This is a genomic window from Bradyrhizobium sp. 62B, assembly GCF_030272265.2.
Classification (GTDB): domain Bacteria; phylum Pseudomonadota; class Alphaproteobacteria; order Rhizobiales; family Xanthobacteraceae; genus Bradyrhizobium.
This window is the reverse complement of the sequence record NZ_CP092841.2, coordinates 1,166,337-1,181,903: the sequence shown is the minus strand read 5'-3', so window position 1 is coordinate 1,181,903 and position 15,567 is coordinate 1,166,337. Positions and strand designations below refer to the sequence as shown.

Below are 15,567 nucleotides of genomic sequence, written 5' to 3'. Positions count from 1 at the left end.
GGCGCGCGTGGACACGGCGAGCTCTAGCGGCAGGACAATCCCGCGTCGATCGTGGTCCAGAAGCCGCAATGCTCCGGTGCGCGCTGGGGGGCGCCGGCGTGGGCCTCGTACAGGAAGATCGCGACGGTGAAGGCGACGAGTGCGGAGAAGAGCGTGATGCGGTTGCGCATGGGACTTTCGTTTAAGCGACATCGTGGTCGAACTAAGGCGCCGTCACACGCTGAAACCGCTGGCACGCGCGATCCGTAGATTCCCGGTCGGCCATTCCTAGTGCAGGGCGGTGGTCGATGCGGGGCTGTCCGCCTGACGTTGTTCCCCGGGCGGCCCCGCTTCACGTGGGCCGTAGCCCGGATGGAGCGCAGCGCAATCCGGGGATCGTGCCCCACGTTGCACTGTCCCGGATTTCGCTGCGCTCCATCCGGGCTACGAGATTACCGCGCCAGCCACTCCGCGACCTCTTTCTTCGATTCCGCGCGCGCCTCTGCATTCGTGCCGAGATGGCCGCGCCGGCAGCTGCTTGCAGTTGCGTAGCCCGGATGGAGCGTAGCGCAATCCGGGGATCGTGCCCCGCGTTGCACTGTCCCGGATTTCGCTGCGCTCCATCCGGGCTACGAGATTACCGGGCCAGCCACTCCGCCACCTCTTTCTGCGACTCCGCGCGCGCCTCTGCGTTGGTGCCGAGATGGCCGCGCCGGCAGCTGCGTGCAGTTCCGTAGCCCGGATGGAGCGTAGCGCAATCCGGGGATCGTGCCCCACGTTGCACTGTCCCGGATTTCGCTGCGCTTCATCCGGGCTACGAGATTACCGCGCCAGCCACTCCGCGACCTCTCTCTACGACTCCGCGCGCGCCTGCGCGTTGGTGCCGAGATGGCGCGCCGGCAGCTGCGTGCAGTTGCGTAGCCCGGATGGAGCGCAGCGCAATCCGGGGATCGTGCCCCCACGTTGCACTGTCCCGGATTTCGCTGCGCTCCATCCGGGCTACGAAATTACCGCGTCAGCCACTGCGTCACCTCTTTCTGCGATTCCGCGCGCGCCTGCGCGTTGGTGCCGAGATGGCCGCGCTCGGGCGCGCCTGCATCGTTGCTGCCAGCCGCGTGCAGCGGCGTGTTGGCGCGGTCGAAATCGTGATAGGCGCCGGGATAGACCACGATACGCGCGAGCGCGCTACGGCCATGCGCGCCCTCCACCATCTGGCGGCAGGCCGGCGGCGACGAGACGTCGTCATCGGCGCCGATCAGCACCAAAGTGGGCACGCGCGTGCTCCAGCCGAGGCCGGCGGAAATCCGGCAATCGGGATAGAACGCGACGGCAGCGCGGAAATCCGGACCGAGATCACGCGCGGCACTCTGCGGACGCACGGCCCAGAGCAGCGCGCTCGCGCCATTGGCCCAGCCCATCAGGCTGACGCGGTCGCGCGCCACCCAGCTCTGCTTCATCAGCCAGGCCCGGCTCGCCGCGATGTCGGCGACGCGCTCGCGCCGCGCCTTGACGTGCATCTCCTTGACGCGGCATTGCGGGCCGAGCTCGCGCGAGCCGTAGCTGTCGGGCCAAAGCACGGCGTTGCCGGCCCTGAGCAGGCGCTCGGCCCAGTCGCGATAGCGCGGCAGGATGGAATCGGAATGGCCGCCGAGCCCGCCGCAGCCGTGCAGCGCGATCACGGTCGGAAACGGGCCTGCTCCCTCGGGCTTGTAGAGCTGCGCATGGAGGACGCCCGACGCCAGCGGAATCTCCACTGCCAGCGGCGCCGGCGCGGCATGCGCGGCCGACATCACGAGCATCAACAACAGGGCGGTCAGTCGAAGGCGCATCGGACTCTGCCATAGGGAGCTGCCGGAACCAGCGATCCTTCGCGCCAGAACTATCATGCGGAAACGGCGGCAAAACATCACAAACCGGTGGGTTTACCGGGCGGACAAGCCGCCCTATCTATGCTACATCCCGGCCAACACATCGTGCCCTCCACGGGTTTCCTCGAGGGCGGCCTTCCACGGAGACTTTCGACCGTGCTGAACAAGTTCGGCCCCTCGGGCCATGGCGAAGCCCAGGTGCAATATCTCGACGGCGATTTCCGCGTGATCTCGCCGGGGACCTTCGTGCGCTGCGCCATCACCGACGCGCGGATTCCGCTCGACGAGCTGAAATACTGGAGCGTCGACCTGCAGGAGGCCTACGCCACGCCTGCCGCCGTGCTGCAGCGGCATTTTCCCGGCGCGCCGAGACCGCAGGACTCGTGATCCCGTCGTCAATCTCGTTCGCCTATTGCGGCTCGGGTGCATCGCCGCCCATGCAAGTCTTGATCGCGCTCTTCCTGGATTCGCCGACGATCTTCTGATCGATCGCCTGCTTCAGGCAGTCGACCCGCGCTTGCGCAAGACAGAGCTGCAACTGGTCGCGCTTGTCCTGCCCTTTCAGGCTCGCCGTCGTGGCAAGGCACGTCACGCGCTTGGTCGCGGGAACCGGCACGGTGGCGGTCGGAGCGGCGGCAGGTGGTGCGGATGTCTGAGCGAGGGCGGGCAACACCGGCAGACACATGAGGCTGGCGGTAAGAAGCGCGGACCGCAATTTCATCTGACCTCTCCTTGGACGCAGCTCTATCGATAAGAGCCTGGCCATGAATGCCGGCTGAATGGCGGCGTGCGGCAACCAGGTCGACACGAGCATCGATAAGGATGTGTCAATTGCGACGATATGCGCGCGCGTGATTTGCCAGCCTCACCGCCGATGATCTCCGCCACGCCGCTCCGCGTTGCATCGAGCAGTGCGCGCACTCAGTGGTTAGTCATTTCGCGCTGTAGTTGGATTCTTCGTTGCGATTCGGCGCCCTTAAGTTGTTCGACGAAGTCTTGGTGAAACAGAGGGCTGCTATAGTTGCATGTTAGGTAACTGGCCCTGCTCCTTTTATCGCGCAGACAATCAAGCCAACCAACCGACCATTGAGCTTCGGAATTGGCGCAGTCTGTGAACGGGCTCATATCGAAGCGTCATCTGGACGGCTACGTTCACCAAGAAAATTCGCGGCGGAATATCAAGCCAAACGATGGGGATGATCATGCCCGCCATATTAGAGTTGCTCTATCGTGAATATTGTCGCGCCCGTCTTGCTGAAATGCGGAAACAGCTTCTGATCGCGACTGAACGCGCTCAGGCTCCGGACGCGGATCATCATCCTGCAGATCGGGGGGACGATGACAAGATGGACATACATCGCAAACCCGATTACCGCGCGCCGCACTGAAGCGGCCCGACCACGGGCAACCTCTCCCGCGTAGCAATGACCAAGCAATTGGCAACAGTTTGGGAGCCTGCAATGAATACACCCGAATACTATACTGTCATGGTGGCCTGCCTCTCGTGCCTGACCATTATCGGAATGATGGCCGCTGGGGCGTGGTGAGCACTGACTGCTGAAGCACGATCGCCGCGGAGAACCGCGGCCGCTGGCAAGCACGTTCAATCTGACCCATGGCACCGGACGCAGCACGCATCGTATTGCATCGTCCGTCGATAGACGCCAGACCTTCGGCTTGCAGACGTGATTGATCCCTTGATGTGAGCGTTGCCGCCGCCTGCAACGCCTGCGGCGGCAACGCTCGAGATCCGGAGTCAGCCTCCTGGCGGAGTATATGAAGCACGCAGCTTCGCCGCGTTCTGGCGGACCTGCTTGATCTCGTCCTGCGTGAACAACCGGGTCAGCTTCACGTTCTGCAGGGTGCCTGCCGTAACGGTCAGTCCGGAAATGGCCGGAGCCACGCCCGGATCAGGCACATCGAAAATCACCAGGACGCCTGGGCCGTCGGCCGCAACGCTGTACATCGAAATCAGCTTTCCGCCGGCGGCTTCAATGAGCTTCCTGGCGGCCTCCTGGCGATTGGTCGTGGGATTTTCCAAGATAGCGTTGAGCGCGCGTGGTGTGTATTGTCCGGTGAGGCAAAAATGCATGGCATGTTCTCCTCTGAATTCTTAGCAATACCTCTTCATGCCGTTCCGAGCTGGTCGTTACGGCCATCGCACCTGAAATGATGAAGATACACTGCCCGCCGTGGGCATAAACGCCGTCGATAATTTCCGGGAGTTCGGCACGTCCCGGTGACGGCTCTCATGAAAGGCTACATCAACTCCCGGACGTGCGGAAGAGACTTTGTCGCCCCCGCGACATGACAGCTCGGTTCACACATCGCATCGCGCCAATTCATTCGCCATCACACGTTGCGTTCGCGCTGGAAAGCGCGAGGCGCAATCTCCGCGGAATAGCCTTGCCTCCCTAGGAGATCATCGCCTGCCGAATCTTCGCTCGCGCGCCTTGTAGAGCTGGTCGCCGATCAACTGCCGCAGCGCGTCGGGATCGTCGAACTCGAGATGGACGGCGAATGGCACGATGTCGTCAGGCACGCCATCCTGGCCGCGCAGGCGCGCAAGGTCCTTTTCCGTCGTCACCAGCGTGAGCTGCTCGCGCAGGGCCTCCGCCGCGAGGGCTGCGATCTCCTCGCGCGAGAACATGTGATGATCGGCGAAGGCGCGCGTGCGCGCGACGTCGATGCCGCCAGCGCGAAGGGTCCGGAAGAAGCGTTCGGGATCGCCGATGCCGGCGAAGGCGAACACCTTCCGGCCGAGCAGTTGCGCGAGCGAGCCCGCATCCGGCTTCAACCGTGCGCGCAACTCGGGCTTGTTGCGCTTGGCGAGCTCGGCGGCGACATCGTTGGCGGCGCGGCCGTCGCCGATCAGCACCAGCACGTCGGTGCGTGCAAGCTGGGCCTGCAGCGGCGCGCGCAACGGGCCTGCCGGGAACACCTGGCCGTTACCAAGGCCGCGCTCGCTGTCGATCACGATCAGCGAAGCATCCTTGAGCAGGCGCGGGTTCTGGAAACCGTCGTCCATCAGGATGACGGTGGCGCCTTGCGACTTCGCCAGCGCAACACCGTCGACGCGGTCGCGCGCGACCACGACCGGGACCTCGCGCGCCATCATCAAGGGCTCGTCGCCGACATCGGCGGCGGTGTGACGGTCGCGGCCGACCATGACGGGGCCTTTCAGGCGCCCGCCATAGCCGCGGCTGAGCACCACCGGCGTTTCGCCGAGCCCGCGCAACAGCTTCGTCAGCGCCAGCACGGTCGGCGTCTTGCCGGCGCCGCCGACATGGTAATTGCCGACGCAGATCACGGGGATGCCGGCATCCATGCCCTCGCGCAGCATGCGCCGTTCGGTGATCGCGCCGTAGAGCGCGCCGAACGGCCATAACGCATAGGACGGAAGAGAACGTGGCCGGTACCAGAAGGCCGGCTCACGCATTGGCGGCCCCCATCTCGATGCGCAATTGCAGCAGATAGGGCTCGAGTGCCGTCATGGTGCGATCCAGCGCGCCGCCGAGCCGCTCGACCACGCCGCTGCCGGCGCGCTGCATTGTCTCGCGCAAGGCGGGATCGGCCAGCAGCTGGCCGAGCTGCTTGACCAGCGCCTCCTGATTATCGGCCTGCCGCGCCGCACCGCTCGCATCGAGCGCCTCGAACACATCGGTGAAGTTGAAGACGTGCGGACCATGGACGATGGCGGCGCCGAGCTTGATCGCCTCGATCGGATTCTGTCCGCCGTGGCGGATGAGCGACCCGCCCATGAACACGATCGGCGAGAGGCGGTAGAACAGGCCGAGCTCGCCCATGGTGTCGGCCACATAGATGTCGGTGGTCGCGCCCGGCAGTTCTTCGCGCGACCGCAGGGCAGGCGTCAGGCCGGAGGCCGTGATCAGGCCAGCGATCGAGGAGCCGCGATCGGGATGCCGCGGCACGATCACGGTGAGGAGCTGCGGGAAGAAGCCGACGAGGCTGCGATGCGCGGCGACCAGCATCTCGTCCTCGCCCGGATGGGTCGAGGCCGCGACGATGATCGGCCGCCCGCGCGTCATCGCCATCAGCCGCTCCAGCTTGGCGGGATCGGCCGGCGGCGCCGGCACGTCGAGCTTGAGATTCCCTGTCGTGGCGACGTCGCGGCCACCGAGCGCGGCGAAGCGTTCGGCATCGATCTTCGACTGCGCCAGGCAAATGTCGAACCGCGACAGCAGCGCCGAGATGGTGCCGTGCATGCGCCGCCAGCGCGGGAAGGAGCGCGGCGACATCCGCCCGTTGATCAGCACCATCGGCACGCGGCGCGCAGCGCCGGCGAGGATCAGGTTCGGCCACAGATCGGATTCGATGAACAGCGCCAGCGACGGCTTCCAGTGATCGAGGAAACGCGCGACATAACGCGGAGAATCATACGGCACATATTGATGGATGACGTCGGGCGGAAAGCGCTTGGCGACCACCGCGGCCGAGGTGACGGTGCCCGAGGTGAGCAGGATGCGCAGATTGAGATCGCGCAGGCGCTCGATCAAGGCGGCAGCCGCCAGCACCTCGCCGACGCTGGCGCCGTGGATCCAGACCAGCGGGCCGTGCGGCCGCACGTCCCTCGACAGACCGCGCCGCTCGCCGACGCGCGCGGGATCTTCCTTGCCCTGCTTCAGCCGCCGCTTGATCAGCGCGGGCGCCAGCGGCACCAGGCCGGAGGCCAGGCGCCGGTACATCCGCAGCGTGATCGGCAACGCAATGGGCAGCGATTTAGGCATCTTGAGGCCCCGGACGGCCGAGTTGCGCATAGGCGCGCCGGGTCGCCTCGTTCAAGGTCTCTTCCAGCTCCAGCCGCAGCGCTTCCATCGTGTTGGCATCCGCATCCGGTGGCACGTGGATTTCCTTGATGCCGACCAGGACGCCCCGCCCGAACGGCAGATTGATGGTGGTGCGGTCCCAGTTCTTCAGCCGGATGAAGCGGCTGGTCGCCATCGCGAAAGGCATGATCGGCCGCCCGGATTCCCGTGCCAGCATGATGATGCCGAGTCCCGCCACGCGCGCGCGCTTGGGGACATCGGCGGTCAGCGCGACATTACAACCGTCCTGCAGCGTCCGCACCATTTCCTTGAAGGCGCCGACGCCGCCTTTGCGGTGGAAGGCGCTGCCATGATCGCCGGAACCGCGGATCAGGCCGATGCCGAGCCGCTCCACCGCAATGGCGTTGAACTCGCCGTCGCGGTGCCGGGAGATCAGGACCTTGGCCCGGTAGGAGTCCTTGTTCTTGATGAAGGGCGTGAGGAAATGCTGGCCGTGCCAGAAGGCGAAGATCGCCGGGATCTGCGGCTCGACGATGTCATAGACATCGGGCGGATCGAACGTGAACTTGTTGGTGCGCCAGACCAGACGCAGATATTCGGCCGCCAGAAATCCGACGGCACGCTGAAACCAGCTGCTTCGCAGCGTATTGCGAAGCAGTTTTTTCAACGTGCCGGTTCTTGATTGGGGTCGAGCAGCCGATGGAGATGGACGATGAAATAGCGCATCTGCGCATTGTCGACCGTGCTCTGCGCCTTGGCCCGCCAGGCGGCGTGGGCGGTCGCATAATTCGGGTAGAGGCCGACGATCTCGACGTCGTCGAGATTCTTGAAGACGTTCTGCTCGAGATCGACGAGCTCGCCGCCGATGACGAGGTGGAGCAGTTGTTGCTGGGCACTATCTGGCATGAGTTCTGTTCCTAGCGGGCGGCCCGGCAAAGCAGTGTTCGACGAGCACGACGACGGGCGCTTCAGGCCAAGGGGCGATCTCGAAAATGCGCGACAATGCCCGCATGACGATCGCGCCCCGCTGCCACCAGCACCCCGTGCGCCACTTCCCGGCGGTTATAGAGGATGGGTTCTCCGGAGAGGTCGCTCATCCTACCATCGGCTTCCTGCACGATCAAATCGGCCGCCGCAAGGTCCCAATCATGGCTGTTGCCGCCCGCAAAAGCCGCATCCAGCGCGCCATGGGCGACCCGGCACAGGCGCAGCGCCAGCGAGCCGATTCGCGGATGCAGCTGGATGTCGCCGAGTGAGGGCTTCAGGCGCTCGACCAGGGGTTTCGGCCCGGCGACGCGGGCGAAGTCCAGCTCGGCTCCGCCCGTCGCCCGCACCGGGACGTCGTTGAGCGTCGTGCCGCGTCCGCGCGCGGCGAAGAAGAACTCGCCGCTCACAGGCGCGAACACTGCACCGAGCACGGGCGTTGCATCCTCGACCAGCGCGACGCTGACGCACCAATCGTCATGGCCGTTGAGGTAGTTGCGCGTGCCGTCGATGGGATCGACGATCCAGGTCAGCCGCCGCGACAGCCGGGCTGCGTCGTCGGCGCTCTCCTCCGAGAGCCAGCCATAATCCGGCGTCGCACTGCGCAAGCGCGTTTCGAGGAGATCGTTGACGGCGATGTCGGCTTCCGACACCGGCGAGGATGCGCCCTTGATCCACTTCTTCAGCTCGGTGCGGAACATCGACTGCGCCAGTGCGCCCGCTTCCCGCACCGTGTCCTGCAGCAGCGCCGCATCGCGGGTCAGGATCGTGTCGTTCGCGTCAGCGTCCGCCAAGCGTCAAGCCCTCGATGCGCACCGTCGGCGCATTGATGCCGTAGCGGAATTCGAGATTGTTCGCTGGCTGCATCGACTTGAAGATCTCGAACAGATGGCCGGCGATCGTCACCTCGCTGACGGGATAGGTGATCTCGCCATTCTCGATCCAGAAGCCGGAAGCGCCGCGGCTGTAATCGCCGGTGACGCCGTTAACGCCCGAGCCGATCAGATCGGTGACGTAGAAGCCCTGCTTGATGTCTGAGATCAATTCGGCCGGCGTCGGCGTGCCGGGTTCGAGATGCAGATTGTAGGGGCCCGGCGAGGGCGAGGAGGAGACGCCGCGATGGGCATGACCGGTGGTGGAAAGGCCGAGCTCGCGCGCGGTGGCGCAGTCGAGCAGCCAGGTCGTCAGCACGCCCTCGTCGATCAGCGCGATCTTCTTCACGGCGACGCCCTCGGCGTCGAAGGTCTGCGAGCGCAGGCCGCGCTTGCGCAGGGGATCGTCGATGATGCGGATGTTCTTGGCAAACAGCTGCTGGCCGAGCTTGTCCTTCAGGAAGCTGGTCTTGCGCGCGATCGAGGCGCCGTTGATGGCACCGACGACATGGCCGACCAGCGAGCCGGCGACGCGCGGATCGAACACCACGGGCACCTTGCAGGTCTCGACCTTGCGCGGGTTGGAGCGCGCCACGGTGCGCTCGCCGGCGGAACGGCCGACCACCTCCGGTGACAAGAGGTCGGCGGCATGCGGCGCCGAGGTGAAGTCGTAGTCGCGCTCCATGCCGGTGCCCTCGCCCGAGATGGCGGTGGCGGAGATGCCCTGGCTGGAGCGCAAGTAGGAGCCATGGAAGCCGGTCGAGGTGACGAGCACCATGCCGCCCATGCCGGCGGAGGCCGACGCGCCGCCGGATTTCGTGACGCCCTTCACGGCGAGCGCGGCGGCTTCGGCCGCGAGCGCGCGGCGCTCGAGCTCGCTGGTCGCGGGAATGTCGGGATCGAGCAGGTCGAGATCGGGGAAGTCGCGCGCGAGCAGCGCGGGATCGGCCAGACCGACATATTTGTCGTCGGGCGCCACGCGCGCCATCGCGACCGCGCGTTCGGCAAGCTTGGTGACGGCATCGCCGCTGACGTCGTTGGTCGAGACCACCGCCTGGCGCTGGCCGACCAGCACGCGCAGGCCGACATCGTCGCCCTCGGAGCGCTCGGATTCCTCGACGCGTCCGTCGCGCACCTCGACGCCCTGCGAGACGCCGCGCACGGCGACCGCATCGGCCGCGTCCGCGCCCGCGCGCCTGGCCGCCTCGACCAGCCGCTGCGCGAGATCGGAGAGCGCGGACTGGTCGAACAGGTCGCGATTGGCTGTGGTCGAGCTTGCGGATGGTGAAGAGTTCACGAACGAAATCCTGTTGGGGCGGGGGTTCGGGACCGGAACCCACAGATGTGCCCTGATCGCGCGGACTTCAAGCATTTTCAGCCCGCTAAAAGCTCAGATTCGCACCATCGGCGCAACGTCTCGTCAATCATGCGTGCCAAGGTCTTGTCAATCATGAGGAGCAGTGACGGTGGGTTAACCAGCCTTTTTAAGCGGTTTCGGAAGAGCGCGCGCTAAGGTCCTCGCATCGACCGGGAACATAATCCCGGCGGGGAGAACGAAAGCCGTGAGGCGTCAAACAGCAACATGCGGGGTCACTCCCGCCGGGTCGAGCCGCTCTCTGCGGCTCGACCCTCTTTCCCTCCCGGTCCGCTTCGACGCGCATGATCCGCGCGCCGACGGATACACGAGGCAGATCGAGCTTCATCGCGAACGTGTCGTGCTGCGCCGTGCCGTCCACGGCATGCAGATGGCGATCAACGTCCGCGTCAGCGACTTCACCGGCGTCGCACTGCGCGGCAATGACGAGGCGCAGGCCCTCGTCCTCGTGCATCGCGATCCCTCGTTGTCCGTGCCGCTGCTGGTCGGGGCCGAGGGCGACGAGCTCAACGAGGCCTGGGCGATCTGGAGCGAGATCTTCGCGCTGCCGCAGCTCGACGAAGGCGCGCGCAAGCCCGCCGCCCGCCGCCGCCGCGCCAATGCGATCCGCGCCCGCCGTCCGAAATTCCTGATGCGCCGCCGCGTTGCGATGGCGCGCGAACTCACCGTTCATCGCGAAGAACGCGAGATCATCGCGCGGAATTGAGCGGCATTCACAATTGCCGTAGGGCGGGTTAGCCGTAGGCGTAACCCACCTCTTTGCGTTCTACTCGGACAGAAATTGGCGGATTGCGCTTCGCTGATCCGCCCTACGCATCCTACGAGAGCTGTGCCCGCATCGCCGCGTCCGCGAGCAATCCCGCGAACAGCAGCAGGCCCGCATATTTGTTCGACTTGAACAGCCGCAGGCACAATTCGGGATCGTCGATCCGCAAGCGCATGATCTGCCACGCCAGATGCGCGGCGAAGGCGGCGAGTCCGAGCCAGGCCGGCCAGCGCGCATCGCCCGAGGCCAGCGCGACGCCGATCAGCATTACCGCGACGCCATAGAACAGGATCAGCGCCTGATGCGTATGGGCGCCGAACAGGCGCGCGGTGGATTTGACACCGATCAGCGCGTCGTCCTCGGCGTCCTGATGCGCATAGATCGTGTCATAGCCGATCACCCAGGCGATCGAACCGGCATAGAGCACCAGCGCGGTGACGTCGATGCGTCCGAAGGTGACGGCGAAGCCCATCAGCGCGCCCCAGGAGAAGGCGAGCCCGAGAAAGACCTGCGGCCACCACGTGACGCGCTTCATGAAGGGATAGATGGCGACGACCAGGAGCGAGGCGATGCCGGTCATGACGGCAAAGCGGTTGAACTGGAGCAGCACGACGAACCCGACCAGCGCCAGAGCGACCAGGAAGGCCAGCGCCTGCTTCACGGTGATGTGTCCCGCGGGCAGCGGCCGCGAGCGGGTGCGCTCGACCTTGTCGTCGAGATCGCGATCGGTGATGTCGTTCCAGGCGCAGCCCGCCCCGCGCATCGCGAAGGCACCAATGAAGAACAGGACGATGGTGAGCGGCAGGCCGCGGACGTCATGCGCCATGCCGCTCGCGAGCGCTGCCGACCACCAGCAGGGCATCAACAACAGCCAGGAGCCGATCGGACGATCGAAGCGGGACAAGCGGAGGTAAGGCCGCGCCCATTGCGGCGCGCGTGTATCGACCCAGTTGCCGGTGGAATCGGCAACGCGGGCGGATGCGTCGCTCATCGGGTGAGGACGTTGCCGTTGAGCGTGTCGAAGGTGCTGCCGCCCTTCTTGCCGGCATTGGCCTCAGGCGCCGAGCCCGAGCCCAGCACCTCGCTCAGCGACGGGCCTGCGGGGCGCGCCTGCTGCTGCTGCATCTGCGTCGCGACGTTGCAGACCTTGGTCGCCATGGCCTCGGTGTTCTTGTGGCCGTCCTTCATCTGCGCGCCGACCTGCGGCGGGATTCCGCATTTGGCGGCGTGGGTCTCGATGTACTTGATCATCTTGGTTTCAGCCTGGCTGAAATTGCGGATCAGCTTGCAGGCCTCGTCCGGCGGCGCGTGACGGTCGCTCGCGGCCTTGATCAGCTTGCCGCGCTTCTCGGCCTCTTCGCGCAGGGGCATGAACGCCTTCATGCAGTCCTCGCCGGGACCGGCCTGCGTCGGCGGCGCCGCGCTGAAAGCACCAGCGCCACCGATCGGGGCGGCGCCATTCACGGGAAATGACGATTGCGGAGCCGCACCGACCGACGCGGTCGGCGCCGCACCGTTCACCGGCGGAAACGCCGAACTGGCGGGAGCCTGATTGGGCAGCGGCGCCGGGAACGCGCTTTGCGCATAAGCACCTGAGGCAACCATGGTGACCATGGCCGCAGCGATCGGAACCATCAAACGACGGATCATCAAGAAATTCTCTCCGGCAGGAGCTGACGGGGTCCAGCGTCTTCCCAACAGAAGCGCAACCAGCGTGCTCGCGATTTTACGATTCCCGCCGGCGCTTAACAACCCGCCGAATAGGGCAAGAGCGCGGCGCGCCGACGCAGCGGTTCGGCAATATTTACCCCCGGAAGGGCTGCTTTCGGTTAATAACGGCGCAAAATCGGACTTTTGAACGATGCCCGCCCACGATTTTCGCGCTCCCCGCCTGTTCGTCGATGCCCCCCTGGCCCTGGACGCCAGGGTCGCGCTCGACCGCGACCAGAGCAATTATCTCGGCAACGTGCTGCGGCTCGCCGCCGGGGCCGAGGTTTTGGCGTTCAACGGCCGCGACGGCGAGTGGCAGGCCGCCATTGAAGGCCGCAAGCGGCCGGACGGCCTCGTCATCCTCCAGCAGACCCGGCCGCAGGACCGGCTTGCCGACCTCGCCTACGTCTTCGCCCCGCTGAAGCATGCCCGGCTCGATTACATGGTCCAGAAGGCCATCGAGATGGGCGCCGCCGCCCTGCAGCCGGTGCTGACCCGGTTCACCCAGGCCTCCCGGGTCAATACCGAGAGGATGCGGGCCAATGTCGTCGAGGCGGCCGAGCAGTGCGGTATCCTGACCATCGCCACCGTCGCCGAACCGGTCGCCCTGGAGCGCTTTTTGAGCCAGCGCCCGGCCGACCGGCTGCTGATCTTCTGCGATGAGGCCGCGGAAGTCGAAAACCCGGTCCAGAGCCTGCAGGCCGCCCGCGAGGCCGCCCAGGGTATCGACGTCCTGATCGGCCCCGAAGGGGGCTTCGCCGAGGAAGAGCGCGCTCTCCTGCTGCGGCAGCCCAAGATCCTCCGGCTGGCCCTGGGTCCCCGGATCATGCGGGCCGACACGGCCGCCGTGGCGGCGCTGGCGCTGGTCCAGGCGGTGCTGGGCGATTGGGGCGGCCGGACCACCGAAGCCACGTCCAGCTGATCCCCCGTTAAGCGATTGATCCTTTGGAGGTCGAAACCGCGCATCGGCCATGCTAAGGCCTGCGCAATTCCTGTCCTTCCCCTTGCCCTGCCCGGTTCCACCGGGACAGATGGACCTCTGTCATGACCGCGACTGCCACCTCAAATGCTGCCGGCTCCGCCGCCTGGGCGGATACGCTGCTCTTGTCGTTCGCGCAGGCCGGCTATGTCAGGGCCGAGCCGGCGATCCTGCAGCCGGCCGAGCCGTTCCTCGACCTCTCCGGCGAGGACATCCGCAAGAGCCTGTATCTGACCACGGACCTCACGGGCGAGGAGCTGTGCCTGCGCCCGGACCTGACCATTCCGGTCGCCCGCGACTACCTCGCCTCCAGCCGCGCCGGCCAGCCGGCCGGGTTCAGCTATCTCGGCCCGGTGTTTCGTTACCGCAGCGGCCAGGCCAGCGAATTCCTGCAGGCCGGCATCGAATCGTTCGGCCGCCAGGACCGCGCCGCGGCCGATGCCGAGACGCTGGCCCTGGCGCTGGAGGCGACCGCGGCCTTCGGCGTCCGCGACGTCGAGATCCGCACCGGTGACGTGGCGCTGTTCAACGCGCTGCTCGACGCGCTCGACCTCTACCCGGTCTGGCGCCGCCGTCTGGTCAAGGATTTCAACCGCAAGATCAGCCTGGAGCAGGATCTGGAGCGGCTGGCGGCCGCGACCACCGCGACCCGCAGCGAATATGAGGGCGTGCTCGCAGCCCTCGCCGGCTCCGACCGCAAGGCCGCGCTCGCCTTCGTCACCGATCTGATGTCGATCGCCGGCACCACCAATGTCGGTGGTCGCACCACCGCCGAGATCGCCGATCGCTTCCTCGAGCAATCGACGCTGAAGGGCGGCGCGTTGTCGCGCGAAGCGATCACCGTGCTCAAGCGCTTCCTGTCGATATCGGGCAGCCCCGACGATTCCATCGCCGCGCTGCGCGCGCTCACCAATGATGCCAAGCTCGACCTTGCCGCGGCCATCGACCAGTTCGAAAGCCGGGTCGGCTTCATGGCCGCGCGCGGTATCGACGTGAAGCAGACGCGCTTTTCGACCGCGTTCGGACGCGGCCTCGACTATTACACCGGGTTCGAATTCGAGCTGCATCACCGCGGCAACGGCGCCGAGCCGCTGGTCGCCGGCGGTCGCTATGACGGGCTGATGACCCAGCTCGGATCGTCTGAACCCATTCCCGCGGTCGGCTTCTCGGTCTGGGTGGATGCGCTGACCAGGATCGGCCGCAAGGTGGGAGCTTAAGTCATGAGCGCGCCATTCGTGCTGGCCGTTCCCTCCAAGGGCCGCCTGCAGGAGAACACCGAAGCCTTCTTCGCCCGCGCGGGCCTGAAGCTGTCGAAGGCCGGCGGCGCGCGCGACTACCGCGGCACCATCGCCGGCCTCGACAATGTCGAGGTCGCCTATCTCTCGGCGAGCGAGATCGCATCGCAATTGTCGCGCGGCGTCGCGCATCTCGGCGTCACCGGTGAAGACCTGGTGCGCGAGAACATCGCCGATGCCGACAACCGCGTGTCGCTGATCGACGGCCTCGGCTTCGGCTATGCCGACGTCGTCGTCGCGGTGCCGCAGGCCTGGATCGACGTCCGCACCATGGCCGATCTCGACGACGTCACCACCGGCTTCCGCGAGCAGCATCACATGCGGATGCGGGTCGCGACCAAGTTCGTCAATCTCACCCGGGCGTTCTTCCAGACCCACGGCATCACCGATTACCGCATCGTCGAGAGCGCAGGCGCGACCGAAGGCGCACCTGCGGCCGGCAGCGCCGAGCTGATCGTCGACATCACGACGACCGGCGCGACGCTCGCCGCCAACGGCCTGCGGGTGCTCGACGACGGCATGATCCTGCGCAGCCAGGCCAATCTCGTGGCGTCGAAGGACGCGGACTGGTCGCCGCAGGCCCGCGAGACGGCGCGCGTGATCCTCGATCACATCGCGGCACGGGCGCGGGCCAACAAATACCGCGAGGTCCGCACCCGCTTCCGGCAATGCGACGCCGCCCTGCTCGGCGAGGCCCACAGCCGGTTCGGCGTCGAGGCCCCGTTCGGCGGACCGACCTCGTCAGGCATGCTGACGTTGCACTGCCCACCGGGGCAGCTCTATGCACTGGCGAGCTTCCTGCGCGAGCATGGCGCCGAGACCGTCTCGGTGGTCTCGCTCGATTACGTGTTCGACCGCGAGAACCCGCTGTTCGCAAAGCTCGAAGCGTTCCTGCGGCGGTGAGCCCAGGTCCGCTCGGCTTTTCCGTTCAGCTTTGCGACAGCAAACGGCA

General features: G+C 66.3%; 17 protein-coding genes. 5 read left to right on the top strand and 12 right to left on the bottom strand.

The features are described 5' to 3' along the window. Positions 1 to 23: 23 nt before the first annotated feature. Complete coding sequence (locus tag ML401_RS05590; RefSeq protein WP_194406047.1) at positions 24 to 170, bottom strand: hypothetical protein; 147 nt, start codon at positions 168 to 170, stop codon at positions 24 to 26. 816 nt (positions 171 to 986) lie between these two features. Further along, positions 987 to 1,808, bottom strand: a complete 822-nt coding sequence (locus tag ML401_RS05585) for a dienelactone hydrolase family protein (RefSeq protein WP_285810498.1) — start codon at positions 1,806 to 1,808, stop codon at positions 987 to 989. Positions 1,809 to 2,003: 195 nt separating this feature from the next. Between ML401_RS05585 and ML401_RS05580 the strand changes: the two genes are divergently transcribed. After that, on the top strand, positions 2,004 to 2,234 hold the full coding sequence (locus ML401_RS05580) for a DUF2093 domain-containing protein (RefSeq protein WP_211418521.1): 231 nt from the start codon (positions 2,004 to 2,006) through the stop codon (positions 2,232 to 2,234). Positions 2,235 to 2,256: 22 nt separating this feature from the next. On the opposite strand, the gene ML401_RS05575 is transcribed toward ML401_RS05580, so the two are convergent. The 8 genes from ML401_RS05575 to ML401_RS05540 form a co-directional block, all read right to left on the bottom strand. Further along, complete coding sequence (locus tag ML401_RS05575) at positions 2,257 to 2,568, bottom strand: hypothetical protein (RefSeq protein WP_212067966.1); 312 nt, start codon at positions 2,566 to 2,568, stop codon at positions 2,257 to 2,259. 1,035 nt (positions 2,569 to 3,603) lie between these two features. Beyond that, positions 3,604 to 3,939 (bottom strand): GYD domain-containing protein, encoded by a 336-nt coding sequence (locus tag ML401_RS05570; RefSeq protein ID WP_194406043.1) that lies wholly within the window; start codon positions 3,937 to 3,939, stop codon positions 3,604 to 3,606. Positions 3,940 to 4,269: 330 nt separating this feature from the next. Continuing rightward, positions 4,270 to 5,286 carry a tetraacyldisaccharide 4'-kinase gene (gene lpxK, locus ML401_RS05565; RefSeq protein WP_285810496.1) on the bottom strand — a complete coding sequence of 339 codons (1,017 nt, stop codon included), beginning with the start codon at positions 5,284 to 5,286 and terminating at the stop codon, positions 4,270 to 4,272. Then, positions 5,279 to 6,625: a 3-deoxy-D-manno-octulosonic acid transferase gene (locus ML401_RS05560; protein ID WP_285810495.1), complete on the bottom strand. Its 1,347-nt coding sequence runs from the start codon at positions 6,623 to 6,625 to the stop codon at positions 5,279 to 5,281. The genes lpxK and ML401_RS05560 overlap by 8 nt, the downstream gene beginning before the upstream one ends. Further along, positions 6,588 to 7,301 (bottom strand): lysophospholipid acyltransferase family protein, encoded by a 714-nt coding sequence (locus ML401_RS05555; RefSeq protein WP_285810494.1) that lies wholly within the window; start codon positions 7,299 to 7,301, stop codon positions 6,588 to 6,590. The genes ML401_RS05560 and ML401_RS05555 overlap by 38 nt, the downstream gene beginning before the upstream one ends. Beyond that, positions 7,298 to 7,540, bottom strand: coding sequence for a DUF4170 domain-containing protein (locus ML401_RS05550; RefSeq protein WP_194406039.1), 243 nt, complete (start codon positions 7,538 to 7,540; stop codon positions 7,298 to 7,300). Before ML401_RS05550 ends, ML401_RS05555 begins: the two co-directional genes overlap by 4 nt. A gap of 62 nt (positions 7,541 to 7,602) precedes the next feature. Continuing rightward, positions 7,603 to 8,412 carry a 3'(2'),5'-bisphosphate nucleotidase CysQ gene (locus ML401_RS05545; RefSeq protein WP_194406038.1) on the bottom strand — a complete coding sequence of 270 codons (810 nt, stop codon included), beginning with the start codon at positions 8,410 to 8,412 and terminating at the stop codon, positions 7,603 to 7,605. Next, a complete protein-coding gene (locus ML401_RS05540) occupies positions 8,399 to 9,787 on the bottom strand; it encodes a TldD/PmbA family protein (RefSeq protein WP_211418527.1) in 1,389 nt (462 codons plus the stop codon). Before ML401_RS05540 ends, ML401_RS05545 begins: the two co-directional genes overlap by 14 nt. A 265-nt stretch (positions 9,788 to 10,052) precedes the next feature. Here ML401_RS05540 and ML401_RS05535 point away from each other — a divergent pair, with 265 nt between their 5' ends. Further along, a complete protein-coding gene (locus ML401_RS05535; RefSeq protein WP_285810493.1) occupies positions 10,053 to 10,571 on the top strand; it encodes a DUF6101 family protein in 519 nt (172 codons plus the stop codon). A gap of 112 nt (positions 10,572 to 10,683) precedes the next feature. Here ML401_RS05535 and ubiA read toward each other — a convergent pair whose 3' ends face one another. Both ubiA and ML401_RS05525 read right to left on the bottom strand, forming a co-directional pair. Continuing rightward, positions 10,684 to 11,622 (bottom strand): 4-hydroxybenzoate octaprenyltransferase, encoded by a 939-nt coding sequence (gene ubiA, locus ML401_RS05530; RefSeq protein WP_285810492.1) that lies wholly within the window; start codon positions 11,620 to 11,622, stop codon positions 10,684 to 10,686. Next, positions 11,619 to 12,281: a hypothetical protein gene (locus ML401_RS05525; RefSeq protein ID WP_285810491.1), complete on the bottom strand. Its 663-nt coding sequence runs from the start codon at positions 12,279 to 12,281 to the stop codon at positions 11,619 to 11,621. The genes ubiA and ML401_RS05525 overlap by 4 nt, the downstream gene beginning before the upstream one ends. A 211-nt stretch (positions 12,282 to 12,492) precedes the next feature. Between ML401_RS05525 and ML401_RS05520 the strand changes: the two genes are divergently transcribed. The 3 genes from ML401_RS05520 (at position 12,493) to hisG (ending at position 15,518) form a co-directional block, all read left to right on the top strand. Next, on the top strand, positions 12,493 to 13,263 hold the full coding sequence (locus ML401_RS05520; RefSeq protein ID WP_285810490.1) for a 16S rRNA (uracil(1498)-N(3))-methyltransferase: 771 nt from the start codon (positions 12,493 to 12,495) through the stop codon (positions 13,261 to 13,263). 122 nt (positions 13,264 to 13,385) lie between these two features. Next, complete coding sequence (locus ML401_RS05515) at positions 13,386 to 14,537, top strand: ATP phosphoribosyltransferase regulatory subunit (protein WP_211418531.1); 1,152 nt, start codon at positions 13,386 to 13,388, stop codon at positions 14,535 to 14,537. Between the two features lie 3 nt (positions 14,538 to 14,540). After that, a complete protein-coding gene (gene hisG / locus ML401_RS05510; protein WP_211418532.1) occupies positions 14,541 to 15,518 on the top strand; it encodes an ATP phosphoribosyltransferase in 978 nt (325 codons plus the stop codon). Positions 15,519 to 15,567 lie beyond the last annotated feature (49 nt).